This is a genomic window from uncultured Granulicatella sp. (assembly GCF_963545075.1).
In the GTDB taxonomy this organism is placed as follows: domain Bacteria; phylum Bacillota; class Bacilli; order Lactobacillales; family Aerococcaceae; genus Granulicatella.
Window position 1 is genome coordinate 1 of the sequence record NZ_CAUUHX010000025.1, and the last position, 24,647, is coordinate 24,647.

Here is a 24,647-nt window from a genome sequence, read left to right on the forward strand (position 1 = left end):
TAAACACAAAGAAAAGAGGAATTTATAGATGAACATTAAAAAATTATTTGTAACAGCATTAGCAGGATTAACATTAGCAGCATGTGGACAAGGAGCTCAAACTTCTTCAAACTCAAACCAAGCAGCAGATGCTAAAAAAGAAGCAAAAACAGTTAAAGTAGGGGTTAACGCAGGGAACCATGATGTATGGGATGACGTTATTAAACGCTTAAAAGAAAAAGAAAACATCAATGTTGAATTAGTAGAATTTACTGACTATGTTCAACCAAACCAAGCTTTAGAAAATGGTGATGTTGACTTAAACTCATTCCAAACAATTATTTACTTAGAACGTTTTAACAAAGAACAAAACACTCACATCAAACCAATTGGATATACAGTAATTGCTCCAATGGGTGTGTACTCTAAAAAAATTAAAAACGTTAGCGAGTTAAAAGAAGGCGATACTATCGCAATCCCAGAAGATACTTCTAACAACTCTCGTGCATTACGCTTACTACACGCAGCTGGCGTAATTAAATTAAAAGATGTAAACAACACATTAGCGACTAAAGATGACATCGTAGAAAATCCTAAGAAAATTGAAATTAAAGAATTACCAGCTGGACAAACAGCTCGTGCTTTAGACGATGTAGCAGCTTCATTAATCAACAATGGTTTCGCAGTTGAAGCAGGATTCCAACCAACAAAAGATTCAATCTTTATCGAAGAAATCACAGATTCTTCTCAACCATACTACAATGTTATTGCTGCAAAAGAAGGTAACGAAAATAACGAAGTTTACAAAACAATCGTTAAATACTACCAATCACCAGAAACAGCTAAGAAAATTGAAGAAGTTTCAAAAGGTGCAAACGTACCAGTTTGGGAAAAAGCTTCTTTAAAATAATTCATAAGAATTAATCATTTTAATCATCATTCATCTCCAAAGAGGCATGCTAGTCATGCCTCTTTATTACAATAGAAAGAAGGAAATTTAATGAGCCAAATTAAAGAGAAAGCACAAGCTTTAACAGAAGAGTTAGTAACATTAAGAAGATATTTTCATGAAAATCCAGAATCAAGCTTGAAAGAATATAAAACAGCTGAAAAAATTCAAGAGGAATTAACAACATTAAAAATTCCGTTTGAAAAAATTGCGGACACTGGAACATTAGCGATTATTAAAGGAGGAAAAGGCGAAGGAAAAACCATTCTTCTTCGTGCAGATATTGATGCCTTAGAACTGCCAGATTGTACGAATAAACCTTATTCTTCTAAAAATGAAGGCTTAAACCACGCTTGCGGGCATGATGCTCACACAGCAATGGGATTAGGGGCTGCTAAAGTATTAAATGAATTAAAAGATACATTCGCTGGAACAGTGTACATTGCCTTCCAACCAGCTGAAGAAATTGGAGCAGGTGCTAAACAATTTGTAGCTTCAGGAAAAATTGATCATATTGATGAAAGTTTTGCCATCCATGTAAATTCAGGATTACCAGTAGGTACTTTTGCAGTTCAAGGTGGACCAGTGAATGCTTCGTGCGATATTTTCAAAATTAAAGTAACCGGAAAAAGTGCGCACGTAGGTCGTCCTCACTTAGCTCATGATGCATTAGTGACAGCAAGTGAAATTGTTGTAGCCTTGCAAACAATTGTAAGCCGTGAAGTAGAACCAGGTGATCGTGCAGTTGTAGGGGTTGGAAAACTACAAGCTGGAACTCGCTATAATATCGTAGCAAATGATGCTTTATTAGAAGGAACGATTCGTGCATTTAGTCATACAACAAGAGCTCATTTAAAAGAAGCAGTAACACGTATTGCTCAAGGAATTGCAGCAACTCACCGTTGTGAGGCAGAGTTAGAGTGGTATGATGCAGCTGCTCCAGTCATTAATACACCTGAATTAGCAGAGAGATTCCAAACAGTTGCTCAGTCAGTAGATTCTATCGATCATATAATTACTAAATATGAATTATCAATGGGAGCAGATGATTTTGCAGATTACTTAGTCGATAAGCCAGGAGTTTATGGATTATTAGGAAGTCAATCGGGAGAAGAAACAGCGTATGGACATCATCATGAAAAATTTGATATTGATGAAGCAGTATTGCCGATTGGAGTAGAACTAGAAGTAAGCTATATTTTAAATCGATTAGAAAATTAGAACGGAGAACAATATGGAAGAGAGAATTTTAAGCATTTTAGAAGAAATTTGCGAAGATGAAGTTGTTTATGAAGATAAGGACATTAATTTAAAAGAAGAAGGGCTTATGGATTCATTAGCGTTTGTAGAGTTGTTGGTTCGATTAGAAGAATTTGGACTTGAAGTTGCTCCTACTGAAGTGACTTATGAAGAGATTGATACGCCAAATAAGATTATTGAGTATGTGAAGTCAAAAGCTAAGTAATTTAAAAATTAATATAAATGAATAAGATTTAGTCTATAGCTAGAAAGTTGTAATCTCTATAGAATAATGATAAAATTTAAATTTTGGAGGTTTTTAAATGAAAAACAAATTCCTTATTACAGGTTTAGCAACAGCTACATTATTATCAACAGCAGTACTAACTCAATTATCACCTAGCGTGTATGCAGCAACTACAAAAACAAGTGCTGAAGAAAAACAAAAACAAGATGAAGTTTTAGCAAATTTTGATAAAGCTTTAGAAGATGCAATCGCAGAATTAAAAAAAGCAGATACTCAAAATGATCCAGAATTAGCAAAAAAAGTTGAAGCTGCCATTACAAATTTAAAAGAAGAAGCAGCTAAACAGAAAAAAGAAATTGAGGATGGTTTCAAAAATGGTTTAACTGTAGAAGAAGCTGAAAAAGCAATTGATGATGCAAATAAGAAAGCTGCTGAAGAAGCAAAAGCAGAAGCTGAAGCAAAAGCAGCACAAGACGAGTTCTTAGCAAATTATGATAAAGCATTAGAAGAGGCTGTTAAAGAATTAGAAAAAGCTGAAACTAATAGTCCAGAAGAAGCAAAAGCAAAAGCTGACACAATTGCAGCATTAAAAGCAGCATCAGACGCAACAAGAAAACAAATCGTAGATGGCTTCGAAAAAGGATTAACTGCAAAACAAGCTGAAACATTAATTGATAAAGCAAATGAAAAAGCAGCAGAAGAAGATAAAGAAGTGGCAGCAAAAGAAAAAGCAGCACAAGACGAGTTCTTAGCAAATTATGATAAAGCATTAGAAGAGGCTGTCAAAGAATTAGCAAAAGCAGAAACTAATAGTCCAGAAGAAGCAAAAGCAAAAGCAGATACAATTGCAGCATTAAAAGCAGCATCAGATGAAACAAGAAAACAAATTGTAGAAGGCTTCAAAAAAGGATTAACTGCAAAACAAGCTGAAGCATTAATCGATGAATTAAATAAGAAAGCAGCAGAAGAAGATAAAGAAGAAGCAAATAAACCAGCTGAACAACCTAAATCAGATAAAGTTGAATCTTCAAATGGAAAAGAAGCTCCTGTTAATGAAGTTCCAGAATTTGACTTGTCTACATTAGAAACAGCAACAGGTACACAAACGCAAGCTTCATCAACACAATCAGCACAAAATCAAGAAGCTCCAACTGCTAATACACCAGCAGGAATTAATCCAAGAACTTCAGCAAATCCAGCTCAAACAGCTACAAATGAAACACCTGCAGAAGTACCTGCAGTTGCTGAAGCTCCAAAAGCTCAAGAGAGTGCAAAACAAGAATTACCAAATACAGGTTCAGCGGAGTTTGCAGTATTTACTCCAGCTGTATTATCAATCTTAGCAGGTCTAGGATTAGTAGCTCCAAAAGGTAAAAAAGAAGACAAATAAAAATTGAATTCTTAAAAAGACAAAAGGATGATAGGCATTGCCCATCATCCTTTTTGCGTTTCTAAAATGATTTTAATACTTCTTCAATTGTTGCTTTATCTTTTACTTCATCGATAACATTTTTGATTTTTCCTTCTTGATCCACAAAAATCATGGTTGGAATGGAATGAATTTCTAAAGCTTTTTGGAAGCTTTTTTCTTTGTCTGAGTAATAGTTGAATTCTATTCCTTTTTCTTTTAAGAAGGCTTGTGCTTTTTCAGGTGTTTCTCCTTTAACAAGTAGGTTTACTGGAACGAATTCAATAGTATCTTGATAGTCTTTTCTTAATTCATTTAGAATTGGTAATTCTTGTTGACAATCCGGACACCAGCTTGCCCAAGCAACATAGACCGTTTTCTTTCCTTTAAAATCCGCAGGAGTTTTTTGTTGAGCATCTGCTGTTTCAAATGTGAAGTTTGGCAAATCTTGTCCAATTAAATCAGAAGTAGATTTTTCTTTAACTGTTGTTGTAGTTGTTGCACTACTTGTTGTTGTATTGTTTGTTGATGATGCTGTTTGACATCCGGCAGCTAGAATAAAAAGACTTCCGAATAAAATAGAATGAGTTAGGAATTTTTTATAGTTTTTCATAAAATATCTCTCCTTTAAAACGATACGTTCATTGTATCACATTGTAAAGAAGAAAAAAAGAAACCCTCATACGAGGATTCCTTTTCTAGTTAGTTATTACCCTTGAATACTGAAAGTATATTTATGTCCTTGAGTTAAGCTGTGGTAGAAGCCTTTTCCTTCATATAATTGGAATACTTGTACACCAGCACGTTGCACATCATCTGGATATACATTTTTAACAAATGGATTTCCTGCTAATAATTCTTCTAATCCTTCTTTACCAATTTCACGTACTTTTCCTTCGATACGAATCACTTGAATTAAGTAGTCATCGTGTGAAAAGGCAGCAATCGCCACATTTGGATTTTCTTGTAATTGTTTATAGAAATGAGTTTGCGGACTCGTCATAAAGAACACTCCATGTTCATTGGCAACGCCGATGTGAATTGGACGAGAATGAGGTTTTCCATCTTTATCCACGGTAGCAAAAATGGCTACTTCCAAGTCCTCTAAAATGCTTAAAATTTCTTCTGTATTCATATTAACACTCCTTATTTAATAATTGTTTTATTTGTTTTTCAATGGATAGTGGAGAAGTAGTTGGTGCAAATCTTGCGATGACTTCTCCGGATGTATCTACAAGGAATTTTGTAAAATTCCATTTAATCGAACTGCCGAATAGTCCTTTTGTTTCTTCTTTTAAGAATTGAAATAATGGATGAGTTTCTGGCCCGTTAACAAGTACTTTACCAAACATAGGGAAAGTGACTTGATAATTGAATTGGCAACTTGAAGCAGCCGCCTCAGCGCTTAATGGTTCTTGGTTCCAAAACTGATTACAGGGGAATCCTAATACGCTAAATCCTTGTTCGTGGTATGTTTCGTATAAGCTTTGTAATTGAGCAAACTGTGGAGCTAATCCACATCCGCTAGCGGTATTAACAATGAGTAATACTTGCCCTTTATAGGATTCTAATGTACTTGATCCATCTAGAGTAGGAACTTCAATTTCATAAAGTGACATGATTTCCTCCTATATTAATTGATAATGTTTTAATCCTTGAATAACACCACCTTTATCATTGGCTGAACTAACATAGTCTGCTTTTTCTTTTAATAATGGAATCGCATTTCCCATGGCAATTGAAAAATCAACTTCTTGGAACATTTCTAAATCATTAGCACCATCTCCAAAGGCATAGGTAGTGATCGACTTATTATTTAAGGTACGTATTAATGCTCGAATGCCTGTTGCTTTAGAATTCCCAGCGGTAATGACATCCAATGCATAAGGAAAATTCCGGATAAATCTTAATTCTGGAAAAGTTTGTTGATAAGCTTCATCATTATTGTCTCTTGAAAGTAATAGCAACATATTCACGACTTGTTCTTTATAAAATTCTGGAACAACATCTGGTGTCGGTGTATGAATATATCCATAGGCTTCTTGTGCAAATGGGACAGATTCAATGATTTTAAAGGCATCAACATTATAACATGTCATTCCATGTCCATTTTCTTTCGCAAATTGGAGTAGTTTTTCAATCGTTTCTGTTGGAATTTCATGATGAATTAATGTTTTACCTTTGAAAATGACGACTTGTCCATTCATAAAAATTCCAGAATGAATATTTGTAGACTGAATGACTTCCGAAACTTCGATAGGAGATCTTCCTGTTGCTAGAAGTGGTTCATACCCATTTTCCTTTAATTGTTGAATAGCTTCTATGACTTCAAGGTCGACTTGTCCTTTTTTATTTAAGAGTGTTCCATCCAAGTCAAAAAATACTAAACCTTTCATAAAAACCTCCTTTTCATATTACGTTCATTATATCACGAAAGTGGATGGAATAGGTGTTGGATGCTTAAAAAATCATCTCCAATTAAAGAAATTAAGGGCAATTGGTAGTAATTACACGATATTTATGGTAGAATTGGAAAGAATATTAATAGAGGAGGAAGATCCTTTGTATCAAACAATTTTAACATTGATGATTATTATTAGTGTGTTACTAATTATTATTGTAGCTATGCAACCATCGAAAACAAATGCAGCAAATTCATTATCAGGCGGTGCTGAGCAATTATTCGGGAAAACAAAAGCACGTGGATTTGAAGCATTCTTAATTCGAGTGACTGTTGGATTAGGAGCAATCTTTATGATTTTAGCAGTAGCCTTAGCGTACATCTCATCAAAATAAAAATGATTAAGCACAATGTTGAAGGAGTATCTCTAAGACATTGTGTTTTTCTATTATAAAAATATTCATTAAAGGTAGGAGTGGACAATTTGGAAGCAATTTGGTTAGAAGAAATAACAAATAAGCGGGCGGTTATATTATTTCATGCATATACTGGGAAACCAACGGATCTGAGAATGTTAGCTTCCTTTTTACATCGTCATGATTATGCAGTTTATGTACCAGCATTTAGTGGACATGAACATTCAAATGCGTGTGAAATTTTAAAAGAAACACCAGAAAAATGGTATGAAGATGCAAAACAAGCGGTACAATTTGTAAGAAGTCAAGGGTATTCAACGATTGCTGCACTAGGATTATCGATGGGTGGTATTATGGCAGCAGCACTAGCAACTGATCAATTAGTAGAAATTGCGGGAACATTTTGTTCTCCTGTTTCAAAAAGAAATGCGCAATTACCAGATTTGTTGAAGAGTTTTATAGCTTTTGCTACTCATTCTGGGATGTGTGAAGATGAAATGTTCACATTAGGAAAAAAAGCAAAACAACAATTATTAGATTTACATGATTTTTCCGCTAAAGTTGCAGAAAAACTAGAACAAGTGACAGGTCCTTTTTATATTGCGCAAGGGGAATTAGACAGATTAGTTGACCCAGAAGTATCAATTGAAATGAAAGAAGCATTAGTGAATGCAGCCGTTGATTTTCATTGGTTTGAAAAATCAGGGCATGTTATTACAGTCGGAAAAGAAAAAGCAGAATTTCAAGAATCTGTATTAGAATTTTTAAACCAACAAGAATGGAGGTAAGAAATGAGAGAATCATTGAGAACCGTTTTGGTGTCCTTTTTTGAGGAATATGCACCAGAAAGTTTTTATGTAAAAGAAATTAGTGAACATTTTGGGATGAATCAATCTCAAGATTTTAAAATATTAGTAAAAGAATTAGCCGCATTAGAAGAAGAGGGCGTCTTAGAATTAAATCGAAATGGAAAATTTGGATTAAATCCTTTAAATCAAACGTTAAAAGGAACGTATCGTGCGAATGACAAAGGATTTGGATTTGTCACAGTAGTCGAAGGAGAACCAGATATTTTCATTCCCCGTGGAGATACAATGAGTGCAATGGAGGGAGATGAAGTAGAACTAGTGATTACAGAACCAGCCGATAGCTATCGTCAACGCTCTGCGACAGGGAAAATTGTCCAAATTATTCAACGAAATACGACTCAAGTGGTAGGAATTTATACTCGTTTTAGTTCAGAAACTGCTGAAGATACAGGGTATTGTGGTGAAGTAGTCGTTAAAGATAAAAAATTAGCAGGCACTCGTTGTTTAATTCGTCCAAATGGATTACATCCAGTAGATGGAACAGTGGTTATTGTAGAATTAACTAAATATACGAATGAAAAAAATCGTTCTTCATTAGAAGGAATTGTTGTCAAAGAAATTGGGTATAAAGATGCCGTTGGAATGGATATTTTAATGATTTTACAACAATTACATATTCCAACAGAATTTCCACAAGAAGTGATAGACCAGGCTAATCTTGTGCCTGAAGTTATCACAGATGAAGATCGACAAGGGCGTAAAGATTTACGTGAACAATTAACGGTGACGATTGACGGAGCAGATGCCAAAGACTTAGATGATGCCGTGGCATTAACAAAACGTGAAGATGGAACGTTTAAATTAACGGTTTCGATTGCGGATGTATCGTATTATGTGACAGAAAACTCAGCCATCGATAGGGAAGCATTTGAACGTGGAACAAGTGTGTACTTAATAGACCGTGTCGTTCCAATGTTGCCACAACGATTATCAAATGGAATTTGTTCATTACATCCACATGAAGAACGACTAACGATGTCTTGTCGTATGGAAATTGACCGAAGTGGAACGATTTATCAATATGAGATTTTCCCAAGTGTCATTCGTTCAGACATGCGGTTAACATACAGTTTAGTGAATGAATTGTATGAGAAAAAAGAAGTCGAAATTCCAGAAGAAATTCAGCAAATGTTGCTAGATATGAGAGAATTACATCATATTTTAGAAAGACGAAGAAAAGAACGTGGAGCGATTGACTTCGAAACACATGAAGCAAAAATTATTGTGGATGAACAAGGAGCACCAATTGATATTCAAATTCGTGAACGTGGAGTTGCAGAACGATTAATTGAATCGTTTATGTTAGCAGCCAATGAAACAGTGGCAATGCATTATCAACGCAGAAATGTTCCGTTTATCTACCGTGTCCATGAACAACCACAACAAGAAAAAATGCAACGTTTCTTAGAGTTTGTCACAGCATTTGGCATTAATATTAAAGGAACAAGCGACACCATTAGTCCGAAAAAACTGCAAAAAGCCTTAGATGAAGTCAAAGGGGAAACGTATGAAGCAGTGGTATCGACTATGATGCTACGATCCATGAAGCAAGCTAAATATGATATTACTCCTTCTGGGCATTATGGATTGGCAGCAGAAGATTATACTCACTTTACGTCACCCATTCGTCGTTATCCAGACTTAATTGTCCACCGTATGATTCGTCAATATGAAGGCAGTGGAAGTTTCTTATCGAAGCAACAAGAGGAATTGAATGCTTCTAAATTAGAAAGAATTGCGGATCAATCGAGTAAAATGGAACGTTTAGCGGTTCAAGCAGAACGTGAAGTAGATGCGATGAAAAAAGCTGAATTTATGGCAGATAAGATTGGGCAAGAGTTTGAAGGAATTGTTAGCTCCGTTACTAAGTTTGGAATGTTTGTTGAATTGCCAAATACCGTAGAAGGTTTAGTGCATATTACGCATATGAATCAAGATTACTTTAACTTTATTGAAAGTCATATGGTTTTAATTGGCGAGCGAACAGGAGTGACTTATCGAATCGGGGATCGTGTGAAAGTAAAATTAATCAAAGTCGATGTAGAAGCACATGAAATTGATTTTATTTTAGCAGGAGACAATGCAGAGTTAATTACTCAAAACAAACGTCCTTCTAAAGGGAAAGAAGCGCCTAAGAAATCTGCAAAAAAAGAGAGCAGAAGTAAAAAATCGAAGAAGTCTTCTAAAGATAAAGGAAGGCAACATTTTAAAGCGCAAGCAAAGCAAAAACGTAGAAAAAAACATTCGTAAGGAGAATTCGGATGCCAAAAGGAACAGATAATAAAGTTTTAGCGCAAAATCGTAAGGCGAATCATGATTATACGATTTTAGATACGATTGAAGCGGGTTTAGTGTTAACGGGAACGGAGATTAAATCGGTTCGTCAAGCTAGAATGAATTTGAAAGATGGTTATTGTAGTTTTAAAAATGGGGAAGCCTTTTTAGTTGGGGTTCACATTAGTCCGTTTGAGCAGGGGAATATTTTCAATCATGATCCGCTTCGTACGAGAAAGTTGTTGTTGCATAAGAAGCAAATTCAAATGCTTGAGCAAGAGGTAAGACAGGCGGGAAATACGGTTGTTCCATTGAAGGTTTATATTAAAAATGGGGTTGCCAAGTTGTTGATTGGAATTGCTAAAGGTAAGAAAAACTATGATAAGCGTGAAGCTTTAAAACAAAAAGATATAAAACGAGATGTACAGAGAGAGTTAAAAAACTATCGTTAGACTACGAAAGACTTCCAAAATAGTAGCATAGGACGGCAGCAGACCTTCGGTCTCATGCCTAAAAAACAAGCCTAGGTCTTGATTTTTCCTTGTGAAAGTAGCCGAATTATCGGCTGCTTTCACGCATGCTACTATGGGAAGTCTTTCTCCGTTTTTAAGTAAGTGGATGAGGGTACGTTTAAAATGTAGACTTCCTGAAAATAGTAGCAAAGAACGCAAGCAAATCCTTTGGGTTTTGTTGCTAAAAAACAAGCCTAGGTCTTGATTTTTCCTTGTGAAAGTAGCCGAAAATCTGCTGCTTTCACGCATGCTACTATGAGGAAGTCTTTCTTCGCTTTTCCGTAGAGGTATTAGGGTACGTGTAGGATGGTGACTTTCGTTTATATGTATACTACAGGTTAGATTTTTTTATAAAAATCCGCTTAAAAAAATATTTTTTAAACTTTTTATCGTATCTATATAGTGAAGAGAAAATTAAGTAAAGTTCGATTTTTCTTCATGAAAATAGAAAGGGTGTAAAAAGATGGAAGAGCGGATTAAAGATGCAAGGCCAATGATGGATTTGATGGCAAAGAAAGTTTTTAGTAATACAGAAATAACAGCACAGTTCATACGAGATATTCTTGATTTGCCTGTACAAACAGTTACTATACTAGATGGTACACAAATACATGAACAACAATTTGAAGACTTTTTGACTTATATGACGAGTATTGATGTCTTAGCTGCTTTACAAGATGGAACTCAAGTCATTATTGAAATTCAAGTAGCATTTCAAATTGACTTTATCAAGCGTTTATGGTTATATCTATGTGAACAAGTCTCTAAGAATTTAGATGTGTATAAAAAAGATGGTATACAAACGCATAGATTAGCAGAAGAAATGCTTCCAGTGTATACAATTGCCATTACACAAAAAAGATTTTTCGATGATGAAAGAATGATTCATTCGTTTAGTTTAAGAGACGATACTACGAGTGAAGAATTAAAAGTACAATTTAAAGGGATTGACGAAAAGAGAAATCTTGTACGAATGGTATTTTTAGAATTGGAAAAATATCATAATACGGATTTACAACATTATCGTAAAGTTCGATGGATTGAGTTTTTTGGAAATAAACCTTATACACAAAATCCTGAGACAATACTGAAACAAGCAGATCAAATCATTAACCCAGTCGGATGGACAAAGGAGGAGAAAGCCATGTTAGATGAAAGAACAAGATACCTTCAAGCATATTATGGGCATTTGGCGACTGTAGAATATCAAAAGGAAGAAGCTTTAAGACAAGGATTACAGCAAGGATTACAGCAAGGTAGGATTGAAATTGTTGTAGATTTAATTAAAAATGGAATCCTATCGAAAGAAATAGGAGCAAAGCAACTAAATATTTCTGAAAAAGAATTAAATAGGTACTTATAAAAACGAGAGAGACTTTTTGTTTTGGCAAGAAGTCTCTCTCCGTTTTTAGAAAAAAATGGGGAATTCGTTTAGGATGTAGAATTATTTTTATAAAAACTTATCTAAGTTGCGTTTGTTATATAAAATTCTACGAATCTCCATCTTATTTTGATTAACTACATAAAAAATCGAAAAATTATGTACGTTTATTCTATAATAGGTATATTTTCTTTTTTTTAAAGAACGATAGGGAGCAAATGACACAGGCGATTTTAATCTAGTTATTATGGCTCTTTCAATATCATTTACTAATCGTTTAGCTGCATTTGGATTTTTTAGAGTATAAGAAATATAATCTACTATTTGATTTAAATCTTCTTCAAATGTGCATAAATAAGTTAAATGAAAAGATTCCTTATTCATGAATTCTTCCTCTTACTCTGTTGAACACTTCGTCATGTGAATAGCGTATATCATTTTCTTCCGCAATTTTATCAGCATAATCTAATTCTCTCTCGATTGAATCAGTAAGTAATGAATAGTGTTCTATACTCATTAGAACCATTGCACCATGACCATTTTTTGTTAAAAATACTGGGGAGTTTGATTGATTTACGGTTTCTTCAATTTCTGGAAATTTATTTCGTAAATCTGAAACTGGACGGATATTTATCATTAATAAACCTTCTTTACTATCTTTATTTTATCCTAATTTTATCACAACGACTTTAAAAAACAATACATAAATGAATTCTTAATAATTATTTCTTTAATATTTGATACAATTGCTTATCACTTTCTACCATGCAGAAAAACTATGGAATATAATAGTTAAAAACTATACCGAATATTCATTTAAAGTTATTGACAATAACTTACGTATATATTATATTATCTACAACAGATAAATAACTGATGCAATGAACAGATAAGTAAATAAAAGCGAACGTAAAAAGAGAGTCCGGTTGGTGAAAAAGGATGCAGGAACTTTATTGAAAATGGTCTGGGAGCAACAGGAGTGATAAAGCTTCTGCGAATGGTGCCCGATACCGTACTAGAGTATAAACATGTACTTATAGAGTAACAAGCTGTGAAGTTTGTTAGAAATAGAGTGGTAACGCGATCCTTCGCCTCTAGTTAGAAACTTAGGTGGAGTTTTTTTATGGCTCAAATACTTATAACATCAATTATCTGATTCGACGATTGACGGAAAGCGCGCCCGTTAATCATCATTTATCAATGTAAAAAGAAAAGGGGAATTTATTTATGAACATTTCAAAATTAATTAAAACAGCAGCATTAGGATTAGTAGCAACAACATTAGTAGCATGTGGAAACGGAGCATCTCAATCAAAAGATGCTGCAACAACAGCAGCTCCAAAAGTAGAAGATAAAAAGATTACAGTAGTAGCTTCACCAGCACCACACGGTGAAATTTTAGAAGCAGCTAAATCAATTCTTAAAAAAGATGGATATGATTTACAAATCAATATCGTAAATGACTATGTAACACCTAACCAAATCGTATTCGGAGGAGATGCAGATGCAAACTACTTCCAACATACACCTTACTTAGAAAAATTCAACAAAGAACATAATGAAGACTTAGTAAGCGTTGGGAATGTTCACATCGAACCAATGGCTATCTACTCTAAAAAATATAAATCTTTAGCAGATTTACCAGAAAATGCAACAGTATATGCTTCAACAAACCCAGCTGAAGTTGGTCGTTTCTTAGCATTCTTCACTAAAGCAGGATTAATTAAATTAAAAGATGGTGTTAAACCAGTTGACGCTCAATTAAGCGATATCGTTGAAAACAAAAAGAACATTCAAATTAAAAATGAAATCGCTCCTGAATTATTAGTATCAACATTTGAAGCTAATGAAGGTGATGCAGTAATCATCAACTCAAACTTCGCTATCGATGCAAAATTATCTCCTAAAAAAGATTCAATCGCTTTAGAAGATGAAAGCTCACCATATGCAAACTTAATTGCAGTTAAACCAAAAGATAAAGATTCAGACAAAGTTAAAGCTTTAATCAAAGCATTACAAAGTGATGAAATCCGTAAATTTATTTCTGATAAATATTCAGATGGGTCTGTAATTCCTGCAAAATAATGATAAAATAGAAGGTGTGGCATAAGCTATGTGCCACACCTTTTTTAGAGTATAAGGAGAAGAATGATGATTAAAATACAAGAAGTTTCTAAAATTTATCATGGCAAACAAGGTACTGTTGAAGCGGTAAAAGATGTTTCTTTAAATATTAACAAAGGCGAAATTTTTGGAATTATCGGCTTTTCAGGAGCTGGTAAAAGTACATTAATTCGTTTATTAAATGGTCTTGAAACAGTTACAACGGGTCATATTTTTGTGAATGATAAAGATATTACCACATTAAAGAAAAAAGATTTATTACAAGAGCGTCGTAAAATTGCGATGATTTTCCAACATTTCAATCTATTATGGTCACGTACAGTGGAAGAAAATATTGCTTTTTCATTAGAAATTGCTGGAGTTGCAAAAGATATTCGCCAGAAAAAAGTAGCCGAATTAATTGAAATTGTAGGATTAACAGGAAGAGAAAAATCTTATCCATCTCAGTTATCTGGTGGACAAAAACAAAGAGTAGGAATTGCACGTGCTTTAGCTAATGATCCAGAAGTATTATTATGTGACGAAGCAACAAGTGCATTAGACCCAAAAACAACAAAAGATATTTTGAATTTATTAGTAGAAATTAATAAACGTTTAGGATTAACGATTGTTTTAATTACGCATGAAATGCATGTTGTTCGTCAAATTTGCCATCGTGTTGCTGTAATGGAACAAGGTAAAGTTGTTGAAACTGGAGAAGTCTTAGAAGTATTTAAAAATCCTCAACAAACGATTACAAAGCAATTTGTTGGAGAAGAACGTTCTGAACAAGATTTACATGATGTTTTTGAACATTTATCAACTTCACTTCGTCCTGGAGTAGCTGTGCGTATTCAATATTTAGGAGATACTACAGCAGAAGGAATTTTATCAGAAGTAATTCGTAAACTAGATGTGTCTATTTCTATTTTACAAGCGCATGTCAATGTGACTCAAAAAGGTGTGCTTGGTAGTATGATTATTTTAATTGAAGAAGAATCTGCTAAAGCTGAAGAGGTGATTGATTTCTTAAGAAAAGCAGAAATTATTGTGGAGGTACTAGAGAATGTTTAATGTGTTTTTAGCTCAAACGAGTTTTTCAGAATTATTCCATGAGATGCTTAGTTTTAAAAATGTAGATTGGAATGAAGTGATTAAAGCGACAAATGAGACAGTTTATATGAGTTTTCTATCTACTTTCTATGTATTTATTATTGGTTTAGCGTTAGGTTTATTTTTATATTTAACAAGTCCTGGTAGAAGTTTAGAAAATAAATGGGTGAATTTATTCCTTTCTGGAATTATTAATATTTTCCGTTCAGTTCCATTTATTATTTTACTTGCTTTATTAATGCCTTTTACGAAAGCATTAATGGGAACTATTTTAGGACCTAAGGGTGCGATTCCTACTTTAGTGATTAGTGCGGCTCCTTTCTATGCTCGTTTAGTGTCAATTTCGTTAAATGAGATTCCTTCTGGGGTAGTGGAAGCTGCTGAATCGATGGGTGCAACGACTCGTCAGATTATTACAAAGGTGTTAATTCCTGAGTCGCTTCCTGCGTTAGTATCTGGTATTACGGTAACAACGATTGCATTAGTGGGTTCTACTGCTGTTGCGGGTGTTATTGGTGCTGGGGGATTAGGGAACTTGGCATATATGATTGGTTTTACTCGTAATAAGCAGGATATTATTTTCGTGGCGACGGTTGCGATTTTAATTCTTGTGTTCTTGATTCAATTCGTCGGAGACTATGCGGTGAAGAGGATCGACAAACGTTAGAAATTTTGAATTAGACTTCCCAGTTGTAGTAGCAGGGGACGGCAGCAAACCTACGGTTTCATGCCTAAAATTTGAGCCTAAGGTCTCAAATTTTCCTGTCATATAAGCCATTTCTGGCTTATATGACTAATGCTACTACGGGAAGTCTTTTCTTGTGGACGGGTATTTATTGGAGTACGTTTATGATATAGACTTTGCTTTATAGTAGCGGAGGACGCAAGCAAACTTGCGGTTTCATGAGAAATGCTACTATGCAAAGTCTTTTCTTATGGACGGGTGTTTATTAGAGTACGTATAAGAGATAGATTTTGCGTGATAGTAGTAGAGGACGCCAGTAGCCAACATGGCTTATTGGACTAATGCTACTATGCAAAGTCTTTTTTTGTGGAACGGATATTTATTGAGAGTACGATATAGAAATAGACTTCCTTTTGTAGTAGCAGGAGACGGCAGTAGCTACCTTCGGTTTCGCTTGCTAGTGCTACTACGGGAAGTTTTTTCTTGTGGACGGGTATTTATTAGAGTACGTATATGAAATAGACTTCCTAATTGATTTGGGTAGAGATTTTACGTTTTCTTGTTAATGCCGATACAAAAATTTTTATCCGCATAAAAAATGAAAATACAACCGACTTTTCAAGTAGCATTGGTAATAGAAACTGTCGCAGCAGTTTCTATTACTGGGAAATTTGAGACCATAGGCTCAAATTTTAGCCAAGAGATTCGCAAAGCGAAGCTACTGGCGTCCATTGCTACAGCCCCAAAAGTCGGTTGTATTTTATTTTTTAAATAAATGATGCAGATGAAAATAACCTTTTCATGAAATTTACATTACTTACATTGTTAGAAGTGGTTGACAAGTGCTTGGTTTTCCTTTATCTTATGTATGCGAACCGGTTCCACAATGTGGTTCCCAATTGAAAAAGAAAGGATAGTTCAACATGAATTATGATGTAATTGCAAAAGAAGTCCTTGAAAATATCGGAGGACGTGAAAATGTTCAATCTGTCGCACACTGTGCAACACGATTAAGAATTATGGTTCTTGACGAAGCAAAAATCAACAAAGAAGCCATTGACCAATTAGAAGGAGTAAAAGGAGCATTCTTTAACTCAGGTCAATACCAAATTATCTTCGGAACAGGAACAGTCAATAAAGTCTATGAAGCTGTTGCCCGTTTAGGAGTAGCAGAAACTTCAACAGCACAAATGAAAGAAGAAGCAAAAAAACAAGGAAACTTATTTCAAAGAATGAGTAGAACATTCGGAGACGTATTCGTTCCAATTATTCCAGTTTTAGTAGCAACAGGATTATTCATGGGATTACGTGGATTATTAACAAACCCAATCTTCCTAGGATTATTCGGAATGACACCTGATGTCATTGATAAAAACTTCTTATTATACACACAAGTATTAACAGACACAGCCTTTGCATTCTTACCAGCATTAGTAGCATGGTCAACATTTAAAGTATTCGGCGGTTCACCAGTACTTGGAATTGTTTTAGGATTAATGTTAGTAAACAGTGCCTTACCAAACGCTTATGTAGTAGCAGCTGGTGGAGCAGAGCCAATTGCATTCTTTGGTTTCATTAAAGTAGTAGGTTACCAAGGAACAGTATTACCAGCATTCTTCGTAGGGATGATTGGTGCTAAATTAGAAAAATGGCTACGTACAAAAGTTCCAGATGCATTAGATTTATTAGTAACACCATTCTTAACATTCTTAGTAATGAGTGTTCTTGGATTATTCATCATTGGACCATTCTTCCATTCAGTAGAAACAGTCGTGTTAAATGCAACTGAATTTGTTTTACAATTACCATTTGGTTTAGCAGGAATTATTATTGGTGGATTACAACAAGTCATCGTAGTAACAGGTGTTCACCACATCTTTAATTTCTTAGAAACACAATTATTACAATCTTCAAAAATTGCTACAGGTGTGGAATTAAATCCATTTAACCCAATTATCTCAGCAGCGATGGCTGCACAAGTAGGAGCAACATTAGCGGTTGCCTTCAAAACAACAGATACAAAATTAAAAGCTCTAGCATTACCATCAGCTTTCTCTGCTGCATTAGGAATTACAGAGCCAGCAATTTTCGGAGTTAACTTACGTTTTGGTAAACCATTTGTAATGGGATTAATCGGAGGAGCTACAGGAGGTTTCTTAGCAGCTTTATTCCAATTAAAAGCAACAGGTATGTCTGTAACAGTATTACCCGGGATGTTATTATTCTTAAATAGCCAATTCCCATTATATGTACTAGCAATCGCAGTAGCCTTTGCAGTAAGTTTTGGATTAACATATACAATCGGTTATAGCGACGATATGTTGAAAAAATAAATGTAAAAAAGAAAGTCGAAGCGTCACATGATAGCTTCGAGTTTTATGTAGATGAGGAGTATCGATGAGTTTAGTAAGAAAAAGTAATACTGGAAAATATGGCTTAGTGTATCATATTGTTCCTCCGTATGGATTAATGAATGATCCAAATGGATTAATTTATTTCAAAGGACAATATCATGTATTTTTCCAATGGAATCCAACAGATACAAAGCATGCGAATAAGCATTGGGGACATCTTGTTTCTGACGATATGATTCAATGGAAAAGAGTTGAACTAGCATTAGCTCCAGATCAATGGTTTGATAAAAGTGGGGTATATTCTGGTAGTGCCTATGTTCATAACAATCAATTATGGTTATTTTATACAGGAAATGTAAAAGATGAAGAAGGAAATGCTTCTAGTTATCAATGTTTAGCAATCTCAGAAGATGGCATTCATTTTGAAAAGAAAGGACCATTATTCGAACATCCAAAAGGTTATACAAGACATGTCCGTGATCCAAAAGTTTGGTATGATGCACGTGTCGATCATTATTGGATGGTTGTAGGAGCTCAAACGGAAGATTTAAAAGGAGATACATTAGTATATCGTTCAGAAGATTTACTTCACTGGGTATTGAATGGTTCAATTAGTGTTGAAGAAAAAGACTTCGGATATATGTGGGAATGTCCAGATGTGATTCCATTTGAAGAAAAGGATGTCTTTATTTATTCGCCACAAGGAATTGAAGCTCAAGGAGAACGATTCAATAATTTATATCAAACTGTAGTGCAATTAGGGCAGTTTACAATCGATGGTAAATTCGTTGTAGATGCAGACAATTTAACGGAAGTAGATGCAGGATTTGACTATTATGCTCCGCAAAGTTTCCAAGCAGAAGACGAACGCATTCTTCAATATGGTTGGATGGGAATTCCAGAAGGAAAAGAAGGACTTATCCCAACGATTCAAGAGGACTGGATTCATGCTTTAACAATTCCGCGTGAAGTATCGGTTCGGAATGGAAAATATCTTCAAAAACCTGCACGTGAATTATGGAATTTAACAACAGATATTCAAAAAATCCAATGGAATGCAACTCGATTTGAATCTGTATTGTCTTCACCTGCACAAGTGTGGACAGTGAATTGGAAAGAAGCAGTTCAGGATAAATTAGCGATTCAGTTACGCAATGAAATTTTCATTCAATATGATGCAGAAACACAAGTATTATCCCTCAGTCGTACCGATTGGGAAACAGGAGAAAAAGAAACAAGAGAAAGAACGTTACAATCTCCTCTGCAGCATCTAAACGCATGGATGGACTATTCAAGTTTAGAATTATTTGTTAATGAAGGAGAAGAAGTATTTACGCTTCGATTCTTCACGGAAGAAGATGCTTTAGACTTTGTGGTTCAGCAAACTGTTGAGCAAGAAATGGCGATTGAAGTGTATAGTGTGAAAGAAAGTGGATTTATCTTAGAGTAAGGACACTTACGTTAGGGTATCTTACATTTTTATCCAAGAGTAAGTACACATAACACTTGCTTTCTAGTCGTTTTTTCGGTAGTATAATGCATGGAATAGTAAGTTCTGAAATGGGTACAGAAAGTTCTTCATGGCTGAGAGAGAACCCCCGCTTTTAGAATTGAACCTACCAGCATATTGATTATGAAAATAATCCGGTTCACGTACCGTTATCACGTTCTAAGAGACATTTAACATGAAATGTAATTAAAGGTGGTACCGCGAGTCATTCGTCCTTTTTATAGGGAGAATGGCTCTTTTTGTTCCACGATATTTAGAAAAGGAGTGCTAATATGGCAGAAAAAACAAACTTACAAAGAGAAGATTTCTCAAAATGGTATATCCAAACCATTCAAAAAGCTGATTTAATGGATTATTCACCAGTGCGTGGATGTATGATTTTCAAACCAGATGGTTATGAAATTTGGGAACATATCCAAGAAGAATTTAACCGTTGTTTTAAAGAAGAAGGAATTCGTAATGCATACTTCCCAATGTTAATTCCAGAAAGCTTCTTCACTAAAGAAGCAGATCATATTGAAGGATTTGCTCCCGAATTACCATGGGTAACAGAAGCAGCAGGTGAAAAATTAGAAGAACGTTTAGCCTTACGTCCAACAAGTGAAACAATGATTGGGACTGCATTCTCAAACTGGATTAATTCATACCGTGATTTACCATATGAAGTAAACCAATGGGCAAATGTATTCCGTTGGGAAAAGAAAACTTTACCATTCTTACGTACGTCTGAATTTTTATGGCAAGAAGGACATACTGCTCACGCTGATGAAGAAGATGCACGTCGTCGTACAATGAGAATGTTAGATATTTATAAAGAAGTAGTAGAAGGTGTATTAGCAGTTCCTGTATATGAAGGACAAAAAACTCCATCAGAACGTTTTGCTGGTGCGGTAGATACTTACTCAATCGAAGCAATGATGAAAGATGGAAAAGCTGTACAAGCGGGAACTTCTCACTATATGGGAACAAAATTTGCGGAAGCATTTGACATTAAATATTTAACAAAAGAAAACGAACACGTACACGCTCATACAACTTCATGGGGAGTATCAACTCGTTTAATCGGTTCATTAATTATGACACACGGAGACGAACAAGGATTAGTATTACCTCCAAAAGTAGCTCCAACTCAAGTAGTTTTAATTCCAGTTGGACCATGGAAGAAAAATCCAGCTATCTTAGAAAAATTAGAAGAATTACAACAACAATTAAAAGCAGCCGGCTTACGTGTGAAAATTGATGACACAGATAACTCACCAGGATTCAAATTCAATGAATGGGAATTACGTGGAGTTCCAATGCGTATTGAATGTGGACCACGTGACTTAGAAAATAATCAAGTCATGACAAAAATGCGTGATTTAGATGAAAAATTTGCGGTAGGTTTTGATGTGTTAGTAGAAACGATTCAATCTGAATTAGAGAAAATGCAAGGACGTTTATTAGAAACAGCTCGTGCAATGCGTGCTTCTAATGAATATACAAACATTGATACTTTAGATGAATTAAAAGCTCATATTGAAGCAAAACGTGAAGCTGGCGAAGTACCTGGTTGGGTATTAGTTGGTTGGGATGGAACAGAAGAAACAGAAGCGAAAATCAAAGAAGAAACTGGATTTACGACTCGTAATATTCCATTCAACCCACCAGTGAAGAAAGAAACATGTATCGTTTCAGGCAAACCAGCAACACAAACAGTATGGATCGCAAGAGCGTACTAGTAATAAGGTGTGAAGAAAGATGTTCTGAATCGAACTGAAACGCACGTCGATTCCATCTTTCCAATATAAAAAGAAATAACATTTGAATAAAGGATGGAAGAGGGTAAAAGTGCAAAGAGTAGCACAATTTGCCCTCCTTCACACTTTTTAAATAAAAAAACTAGAAAGGAAGTGCTCTATGCCCGTATTGGCTATTGATACCTCAAATAAAACTTTATCGGTTGCCATTGTCAAAGATGAGGGAACAATTGTTGAACAAACAGTTCCAGACACGTTACAACATAGCGTCAAACTAATGCCGGCAATTCAAGAAGTACTTCAAGAAAGTCAAGTCAGTATGCAAGAACTAACAGGTGTGATTGTTGCCAAAGGACCAGGTTCGTATACTGGACTTAGAATTGGAGTAACCGTTGCAAAAACTCTTGCGAAGACATTGCATATTCCGCTAAAAGCCGTCTCAAGTTTACAAGCGATTGTTGCAAATGTTGTAGAAGTTGTTCCTGAGGGAGCTTATGTTGTTCCATTTTTTGATGCTCGTAGAGAAAATATTTTTACGGGTCTTTATCAAGTGAACCAACTATTTCCACAATTGGTAGCCCCAGAACGTCATATTTCTTGGGGGGATTGGTTAGAAGAGTTATCGACTTATGAAGCTCCTCTTTATTTTGTAGGACAATTGACAGATGCACAAAAAGAGTTGATTATTGAAAAATTAGGAGAGAAAGCAATATTGACTCAAGAAAGTGATGCCATTGCTCATGCAGGACTCTTTGGTAAATTAGCACAAGATTCACTAGAAGAAGATGCAGATGTATTTGTTCCGACATATTTAAAATTAGCAGAAGCAGAAGAAAATTGGAAAGCGAATCATCAAGAAGAACAGGAGATCAACTATGTGGAGCGTATGTAAGGATTGGACACAATCTTTATGGCAACAATTAGAAAGATTAGTTGATCAAGCAATTCCTGTAGGAGACTTTATTTCGCACCAATTACCCCAACAACCAAAACGAATTCCTCTTTCTAATGGACAAATTGCAACGATTCGATTAGCTACTGTAGAGGATGTTGATGCTATTGCAGCAGTAGAAGAGGAAGCGTATATGGGAAATCCCCCTTGGATGAAAGATGCCTTTGGAGAAGATTTAACCTATAATACAAAAGCAATTTATATCGTTATTGAATTAGAAGAAACGATACAGGCATTTGTAGGTGCAAGAGTAACTTCGGAAGATCTTCATATTACGAATATTGCGGTTTATTCGGATGTACGATTTTTAGGATGTGCGACTTTATTAATGAAACAATTAGAAAAGTATGCACGATTTTTAGAAAAAGATTCCATTTCTCTAGAAGTCAGAGTCTCCAATAAAAAGGCGATTCGTTTATATGAAAAGTTTGGATTTATTCAAACAGGATATAAAGAAAAATATTATAAAAATGAAGTAGAGGATGCGGTACTGATGACTTATCCATTACCCCCTAAAACACCAGAATCATTCTCCTCGTCAGAGTTCTCGTTTAAACGATTAACGGTTGAGGATGATGTAGCAGAACAGTTATACCAATTAGTGCAACAACATTATGAACATCCAGGACATTGGAGTGCAAAAGCTTTCCATGAAGATATTGCTTCTGAACATGGAGCTTATTATGGTGTTTATCATGTGGATACTTTAATTGGATTTGTTGGGATGCAAGTCGTATTAGATGAAGCAACGATTACTAATATTGTCATTCATACAGGCTTCCAAGGAAAAGGACTTGCCCAACGTTTATGGCAAATGGCTTTATATGATTTAGGGTTGCAAGAAGTCGCAACTGTATTTTTAGAAGTACGAGAATTTAATCATCGTGCTCAGCAATTATATGAAATTTTAGGGTTCGAGTGTTATCACAGAAGACGTGATTACTATACAGATCCATTAGAAGATGCCTTACTCTATCGGTTAGAACTCAAGAAAGGAGCATGTGAACAATGAAAAAAGAAGTCGTTATTTTAGCCATTGAAAGTAGCTGTGATGAAACAAGTGCAGCAGTTGTTGTGAATGGCCGAACGTTATTATCGAATATTGTCGCTTCTCAAATCAAAAGTCATATGCGATTTGGAGGAGTTGTACCAGAAATTGCAAGTCGTCATCATGTCGAACAAATTACGCAAGTAATCGAAGAAGCATTAGTACAAGCAGGCAAAACAATGGAAGAAATCGATGCAGTAGCAGTAACGATTGGACCAGGATTAGTCGGAGCTTTACTCATCGGAATTTCAGCTGCAAAAGCGGTAGCACTAGCAGCGAATAAACCATTAATTGCCGTCAATCATATGGCAGGACATATTTACGCAAACCAATTAATCGAGCCATTACAATTTCCATTAATGGCATTAGTTGTGAGTGGTGGACATACAGAATTAGTCTATATGCCACAAGACGGACAGTTTGAAATTATCGGGGAAACGCGAGATGATGCAGCTGGAGAAGCCTATGATAAGATTGGAAGAATTTTAAACTTACCTTATCCAGGTGGAAAGAAAATGGATGAATTAGCGCATATTGGAGAAGATGTGTATGATTTCCCAAGAGCGATGATTCATGAAGACCATTATGATTTTAGTTTTAGTGGATTAAAGTCAGCCGTTATTAATCGTATTCATAATGCGAAACAAAAAGGCGAAGAAATTGTGCCAGAAAATGTAGCGGCAAGTTTCCAAGCAAGTGTTGTGGAAGTATTAGTAGAAAAAAGTAAACGTGCACTACAAGAATATCCTGTGAAGCAATTTGTATTAGCAGGAGGAGTCGCAGCAAACCGTGGACTTAGAACAGGACTACAAGAGATGATGCAAAGTCATTATCCAACTGTAACATTCTCCATTCCGCCAATGAATTTATGCGGCGATAATGCTGCGATGATTGGTGCAGCTGCGTATTCAAAATGGTTAGAACAAGATTTTGCATCGATGGATGTGAATGCAATGCCTGGTTTAGAACTAGGAGATTAGGGTAAGTTGGGTTGGAAATTTACACCAAGAAAATTCATTTCACCTAATAAAAATAGTTGCAATCTAGGTCTAAGCATGCTATTATACTTGTGTTGCTTTATGCATAAAAATAAATAACTCTGGATTAGGCAATAATTCAGGGCAGGAGGAATAGAAAATGAAACAAGGAATTCACCCAGAATATCGTCCAGTTGTTTTCATGGATACAACTACTGGATTCAAATTCTTATCAGGTTCAACAAAATCATCAAACGAAACTGTACAATGGGAAGATGGTAACGAATACCCATTATTACGTGTTGAGATCACTTCAGATTCTCACCCATTCTATACAGGTCGTCAAAAATTCACACAAGCAGACGGACGTGTGGATCGTTTCAACAAAAAATACGGTCTCAAATAAGAAGACAGTTAACAAACCTTTCTCGATTTCGGCTCTTTGTCAAATAGGGTTGATGAAACAATTTTAGTGAAGGAATTAAGCAGCG

General features: G+C 35.2%; 24 protein-coding genes, 1 pseudogene and 1 other annotated feature. Of the genes and pseudogenes, 19 read left to right on the forward strand and 6 right to left on the reverse strand.

Features of this window, described 5'->3' with window-relative positions:
• Positions 1–28 precede the first annotated feature (28 nt).
• The 4 genes from RWZ86_RS04770 (at position 29) to RWZ86_RS04785 (ending at position 3,804) form a co-directional block, all read left to right on the forward strand.
• Positions 29–889 (forward strand): MetQ/NlpA family ABC transporter substrate-binding protein, encoded by an 861-nt coding sequence (locus RWZ86_RS04770; protein ID WP_314680406.1) that lies wholly within the window; start codon positions 29–31, stop codon positions 887–889.
• Positions 890–979: 90 nt separating this feature from the next.
• A complete protein-coding gene (locus tag RWZ86_RS04775) occupies positions 980–2,149 on the forward strand; it encodes an amidohydrolase (protein WP_314680407.1) in 1,170 nt (389 codons plus the stop codon).
• A 13-nt stretch (positions 2,150–2,162) separates the two neighbouring features.
• Positions 2,163–2,393 (forward strand): D-alanine--poly(phosphoribitol) ligase subunit DltC, encoded by a 231-nt coding sequence (dltC, locus tag RWZ86_RS04780; RefSeq protein WP_314680408.1) that lies wholly within the window; start codon positions 2,163–2,165, stop codon positions 2,391–2,393.
• Between the two features lie 97 nt (positions 2,394–2,490).
• Positions 2,491–3,804, forward strand: a complete 1,314-nt coding sequence (locus RWZ86_RS04785) for an LPXTG cell wall anchor domain-containing protein (RefSeq protein WP_314680409.1) — start codon at positions 2,491–2,493, stop codon at positions 3,802–3,804.
• 61 nt (positions 3,805–3,865) lie between these two features.
• Here the strand turns inward: RWZ86_RS04785 and RWZ86_RS04790 are convergent, their stop codons facing one another.
• The 4 genes from RWZ86_RS04790 to RWZ86_RS04805 all read right to left on the reverse strand — a co-directional run bounded on the left by RWZ86_RS04790 (position 3,866) and on the right by RWZ86_RS04805 (position 6,218).
• On the reverse strand, positions 3,866–4,435 hold the full coding sequence (locus tag RWZ86_RS04790; RefSeq protein WP_314680410.1) for a TlpA disulfide reductase family protein: 570 nt from the start codon (positions 4,433–4,435) through the stop codon (positions 3,866–3,868).
• Positions 4,436–4,531: 96 nt separating this feature from the next.
• Complete coding sequence (locus RWZ86_RS04795) at positions 4,532–4,957, reverse strand: pyridoxamine 5'-phosphate oxidase family protein (RefSeq protein ID WP_314680411.1); 426 nt, start codon at positions 4,955–4,957, stop codon at positions 4,532–4,534.
• A gap of 1 nt (position 4,958) precedes the next feature.
• Positions 4,959–5,441 carry a glutathione peroxidase gene (locus RWZ86_RS04800; RefSeq protein ID WP_314680412.1) on the reverse strand — a complete coding sequence of 161 codons (483 nt, stop codon included), beginning with the start codon at positions 5,439–5,441 and terminating at the stop codon, positions 4,959–4,961.
• Between the two features lie 9 nt (positions 5,442–5,450).
• Entirely contained in the window at positions 5,451–6,218 is a 768-nt protein-coding gene (locus RWZ86_RS04805) for a Cof-type HAD-IIB family hydrolase (RefSeq protein ID WP_314680413.1), read from the reverse strand.
• A gap of 166 nt (positions 6,219–6,384) precedes the next feature.
• On the opposite strand from RWZ86_RS04805, the gene secG reads away from it, so the two are divergent.
• The 5 genes from secG to RWZ86_RS04830 all read left to right on the forward strand — a co-directional run bounded on the left by secG (position 6,385) and on the right by RWZ86_RS04830 (position 11,657).
• Positions 6,385–6,618 (forward strand): preprotein translocase subunit SecG, encoded by a 234-nt coding sequence (gene secG, locus RWZ86_RS04810; protein WP_006703884.1) that lies wholly within the window; start codon positions 6,385–6,387, stop codon positions 6,616–6,618.
• A gap of 80 nt (positions 6,619–6,698) precedes the next feature.
• On the forward strand, positions 6,699–7,427 hold the full coding sequence (locus tag RWZ86_RS04815; RefSeq protein ID WP_314680414.1) for an alpha/beta fold hydrolase: 729 nt from the start codon (positions 6,699–6,701) through the stop codon (positions 7,425–7,427).
• 3 nt (positions 7,428–7,430) lie between these two features.
• Positions 7,431–9,758: a ribonuclease R gene (gene rnr, locus RWZ86_RS04820; protein WP_314680415.1), complete on the forward strand. Its 2,328-nt coding sequence runs from the start codon at positions 7,431–7,433 to the stop codon at positions 9,756–9,758.
• Between the two features lie 11 nt (positions 9,759–9,769).
• Positions 9,770–10,234: an SsrA-binding protein SmpB gene (smpB, locus tag RWZ86_RS04825; protein WP_006703881.1), complete on the forward strand. Its 465-nt coding sequence runs from the start codon at positions 9,770–9,772 to the stop codon at positions 10,232–10,234.
• A gap of 523 nt (positions 10,235–10,757) precedes the next feature.
• Positions 10,758–11,657, forward strand: coding sequence for an Rpn family recombination-promoting nuclease/putative transposase (locus RWZ86_RS04830; protein ID WP_314680416.1), 900 nt, complete (start codon positions 10,758–10,760; stop codon positions 11,655–11,657).
• An 87-nt stretch (positions 11,658–11,744) separates the two neighbouring features.
• Here RWZ86_RS04830 and RWZ86_RS04835 read toward each other — a convergent pair whose 3' ends face one another.
• Together RWZ86_RS04835 and RWZ86_RS04840 are read right to left on the reverse strand one after the other, a co-directional pair.
• Complete coding sequence (locus tag RWZ86_RS04835; RefSeq protein ID WP_314680417.1) at positions 11,745–12,059, reverse strand: type II toxin-antitoxin system RelE/ParE family toxin; 315 nt, start codon at positions 12,057–12,059, stop codon at positions 11,745–11,747.
• Positions 12,052–12,312 (reverse strand): type II toxin-antitoxin system Phd/YefM family antitoxin, encoded by a 261-nt coding sequence (locus tag RWZ86_RS04840; protein ID WP_314680418.1) that lies wholly within the window; start codon positions 12,310–12,312, stop codon positions 12,052–12,054. Before RWZ86_RS04840 ends, RWZ86_RS04835 begins: the two co-directional genes overlap by 8 nt.
• Positions 12,313–12,902: 590 nt before the next feature.
• On the opposite strand from RWZ86_RS04840, the gene RWZ86_RS04845 reads away from it, so the two are divergent.
• The 10 genes and pseudogenes from RWZ86_RS04845 (at position 12,903) to RWZ86_RS04890 (ending at position 24,562) form a co-directional block, all read left to right on the forward strand.
• On the forward strand, positions 12,903–13,760 hold the full coding sequence (locus RWZ86_RS04845) for a MetQ/NlpA family ABC transporter substrate-binding protein (RefSeq protein WP_314680419.1): 858 nt from the start codon (positions 12,903–12,905) through the stop codon (positions 13,758–13,760).
• A gap of 66 nt (positions 13,761–13,826) precedes the next feature.
• Positions 13,827–14,852: a methionine ABC transporter ATP-binding protein gene (locus RWZ86_RS04850; protein WP_314680420.1), complete on the forward strand. Its 1,026-nt coding sequence runs from the start codon at positions 13,827–13,829 to the stop codon at positions 14,850–14,852.
• Positions 14,845–15,558, forward strand: coding sequence for a methionine ABC transporter permease (locus RWZ86_RS04855; RefSeq protein WP_020991446.1), 714 nt, complete (start codon positions 14,845–14,847; stop codon positions 15,556–15,558). The genes RWZ86_RS04850 and RWZ86_RS04855 overlap by 8 nt, the downstream gene beginning before the upstream one ends.
• Before the next feature lie 941 nt (positions 15,559–16,499).
• A pseudogene (locus RWZ86_RS04860) lies at positions 16,500–17,891 on the forward strand (sucrose-specific PTS transporter subunit IIBC); the annotation flags it as partial.
• A gap of 82 nt (positions 17,892–17,973) precedes the next feature.
• Positions 17,974–19,380: a glycoside hydrolase family 32 protein gene (locus tag RWZ86_RS04865; RefSeq protein WP_314680421.1), complete on the forward strand. Its 1,407-nt coding sequence runs from the start codon at positions 17,974–17,976 to the stop codon at positions 19,378–19,380.
• A gap of 82 nt (positions 19,381–19,462) precedes the next feature.
• Positions 19,463–19,660, forward strand: a binding site (T-box leader).
• Positions 19,661–19,712: 52 nt separating this feature from the next.
• Entirely contained in the window at positions 19,713–21,161 is a 1,449-nt protein-coding gene (gene proS, locus RWZ86_RS04870; RefSeq protein ID WP_314680422.1) for a proline--tRNA ligase, read from the forward strand.
• 178 nt (positions 21,162–21,339) lie between these two features.
• On the forward strand, positions 21,340–22,071 hold the full coding sequence (gene tsaB, locus RWZ86_RS04875; protein ID WP_314680423.1) for a tRNA (adenosine(37)-N6)-threonylcarbamoyltransferase complex dimerization subunit type 1 TsaB: 732 nt from the start codon (positions 21,340–21,342) through the stop codon (positions 22,069–22,071).
• Positions 22,055–23,143, forward strand: coding sequence for a ribosomal protein S18-alanine N-acetyltransferase (rimI, locus tag RWZ86_RS04880; RefSeq protein ID WP_314680424.1), 1,089 nt, complete (start codon positions 22,055–22,057; stop codon positions 23,141–23,143). Before tsaB ends, rimI begins: the two co-directional genes overlap by 17 nt.
• On the forward strand, positions 23,140–24,159 hold the full coding sequence (gene tsaD, locus RWZ86_RS04885) for a tRNA (adenosine(37)-N6)-threonylcarbamoyltransferase complex transferase subunit TsaD (protein ID WP_314680425.1): 1,020 nt from the start codon (positions 23,140–23,142) through the stop codon (positions 24,157–24,159). Before rimI ends, tsaD begins: the two co-directional genes overlap by 4 nt.
• A gap of 157 nt (positions 24,160–24,316) precedes the next feature.
• The gene (locus RWZ86_RS04890; RefSeq protein WP_006703870.1) at positions 24,317–24,562 is read left to right on the forward strand and encodes a type B 50S ribosomal protein L31; all 246 of its coding nucleotides are present in this window, start codon (positions 24,317–24,319) and stop codon (positions 24,560–24,562) included.
• The last annotated feature ends 85 nt before the right edge of the window (positions 24,563–24,647 follow it).